The sequence below is a fragment of the bacterium genome (assembly GCA_036524115.1).
Taxonomy (GTDB): domain Bacteria; phylum JAUVQV01; class JAUVQV01; order JAUVQV01; family DATDCY01; genus DATDCY01.
The window spans coordinates 1-2349 of the sequence record DATDCY010000195.1 but is presented as its reverse complement, the minus strand read 5'-3'; the positions used below and the strand labels follow the sequence as shown (position 1 = coordinate 2349).

Genomic DNA, 2349 nt, shown 5'->3' with positions numbered 1-2349 from the left:
GCCGCGGGCGCCGCGCCGGCGGGGGCACTGGCGGCCGCTGCGGCGGCCGCGCAGCCGCTGTCGTCGACCAAGGAACTGGTCTGGATCAAGCTCTCGCAGAGCTACTCCTTCCCCGAGGAGGGCGAGATGGCGGACGCGCAGCCGTTCTCGCCGATCGAGTGGGAGGCTCGCACCGCGACCGGGGGCGGCGTCGAGCTGTCCTGGCGCGGCAACCTGGATGTCTACGGCGAGGGGATCGGCTACCAGGACGTGTCAGTGGGCTGGACGCCCTCGCCCACGCTGCGGCTGCATGGCGAGTGGCGGACGACCCGCGATTCTGCGCAGGACTTCCTCGACGTCGGGGGAGAGTTGACGCTCGGCCGGGTCGATCTCGGGGCGCGCTCGCGCTACAACCTCACCGACGAGGTGTTCGTGGAGAACCGCCTCAGCGTCAAGTACACCTCGCAGTGCTGGGACGTCTCCCTCAGCTACGTCCACTGGCCGGACCAGTACGAGTACACCCTCATCCTTTCCTTGAAGGGCATCGGCACGGTCGTCAAGCTGTGACGAAATCCGCGAATCGACGAAAATCGTCGACCGCAAGCGACGGCTTTTGTCGGTTTCGGGCTCGGCGACGGCGACGCCATCCGCGCAGGAATCTTTTGCGCAAAGTAGAATTGTCAATGAAATCATCGTGGTGCATTGTTCGTTGTTGCCTTCGGGTCCGTTCCCTTTTGCATGGCACAGTTGATGCAGATCCTCGAGCCAAAGCGGGCGATAGCCCGGGATGACAACCAAATGGGGAGGGCAGTAAAATGTTGCAGAGAATCCGGAACCGGAAGGGCTTCACCCTCGTCGAGCTGATGATCGTCGTCGCCATCATCGGCATCCTCGCCGCGATCGCGATCCCGAACTTCCTCCAGTTCCGCCTCAAGGCGAAGACCTCGGAGGCCAAGTCGAACCTCGGCGCCATCCGCAGCACCGAGGTGGCCTACTTCGCCGAGTGGAACGTCTACGTCGGCAACCAGGCACCGGTCCCGGTCGCCGACCGCACCAGCAACCCGAACAAGCTGCCTTGGGCCCCGGCCGGAACGACGTCGCGCTTCTCGATCCTCGGGTTCGCCCCCGAGGGGAACGTCTTCTTCTCCTACAAGATGGACGGCATCGACTGGCCGCTCCAGGTCAACGGCTTCGACATCCACGCCCTGGGCGACCTCGACGCCGACGGCCAGATCTCCGACTTCTGGGTCAGCGACATTTCCACTGAGATTTCGAAGACCGGCGGCACCTTCTAAGGGCGCCAGCGGTCCGGTCCGAATCGCCATGCAGGGGGCTCCCGTGAGATCGGGAGCCCCCGTCGTTTTTCCCCCCCTTCGCTCGGCGGGTTTCACGCTCGTCGAGCTGATGATCGTGGTCGCGATCGTCGGCATCCTCGCCGCCATTGCCATACCGAACTTCATGCGGATGCGCGAGCGCGCCAAGATCGCGGAGGCCAAGGCGAACCTCGGAGCGATCCGCGTGACCGAGACGTCGCACTACGCCGAGTACAGCATGTACGTCGGCAACCAGGCCATGACGCCGGATCGCACCGGGGACCCCCCGGCACGTTTCCCGTGGGTCGCCAACACGCGCTTCTCCATGCTCGGGTTCGCCCCCGACGGGAGGGTCTACTTCAGCTACGCGCTCGGCGGCGTCGACTTCCCCGCGGACGGGTTCACCGCCGAGGCGCACGGCGACCTCGACGGCAACGGCGTCTGGTCGGTCTGGTCCATCACCAGCGGCGACAAAGAGATCCGCCAACAGGGCGACAGCCTCTGACCGTGGGCGGCGAGCGCTCGCCCGGTCTGGTCCCCTGGCGGGTCCTCGCGGCCCTGCTGCTGGTCCCGCCGCTCGTCCAGGGCGGCACCCCGCGGCTGCCGACGCTCGCCGTCGAGGCCGGGATCCTCGCCATCGCGCTGCTCTGGGCCGCGGACTGGGGCCGCGCGCCGCGCCGCGAGCTGCGGCTCGGGGCGATCGACCTCGCGCTCGCGGGCCTGCTGTTCTGGGTGCTCTCCTCGACGGTCGCGGCCCCGTACTACCACGCGGCCGAGGGCGCGGCGCTCTTCGTCCTGTGCCTGGCGATCCTCTACTGGTTCCTCTGCTTTCACCCCAGCTTCGCGGGGCTCGAGACAGCGCTGACGGCCGTCCGCCTGCAGGCCGCCGCGCAGTCGCTGCTCGTGCTGCTCCAGCGCGGCGACCCCGCGGTCCCGCGCCCCGCCGGCACGTTCTACAACCCCAACTTTCTGGCGAGCTTCCTCGCCGCGTCGCTCCTGCTGACGCTGGGCGCGCTGCTGTTCCCCGCGTCCGACGGCGCGCGCGCTGCCGGCGGGC

The 2349-nt window shown here is 68.0% G+C and carries 4 protein-coding genes; all 4 read left to right on the top strand.

Annotation, left to right across the window (positions count from 1 at the left end; genetic code table 11):
* A partial coding sequence (locus tag VI078_09410; GenBank protein HEY5999497.1) for a hypothetical protein occupies positions 1–546 on the top strand: 546 nt, incomplete at its 5' end.
* A 248-nt stretch (positions 547–794) separates the two neighbouring features.
* Positions 795–1274: a prepilin-type N-terminal cleavage/methylation domain-containing protein gene (locus tag VI078_09405; protein ID HEY5999496.1), complete on the top strand. Its 480-nt coding sequence runs from the start codon at positions 795–797 to the stop codon at positions 1272–1274.
* A 43-nt stretch (positions 1275–1317) separates the two neighbouring features.
* Positions 1318–1797: a prepilin-type N-terminal cleavage/methylation domain-containing protein gene (locus VI078_09400; GenBank protein ID HEY5999495.1), complete on the top strand. Its 480-nt coding sequence runs from the start codon at positions 1318–1320 to the stop codon at positions 1795–1797.
* 2 nt (positions 1798–1799) lie between these two features.
* On the top strand, positions 1800–2349 hold a 550-nt coding region (locus VI078_09395; protein ID HEY5999494.1), incomplete at its 3' end, for a hypothetical protein.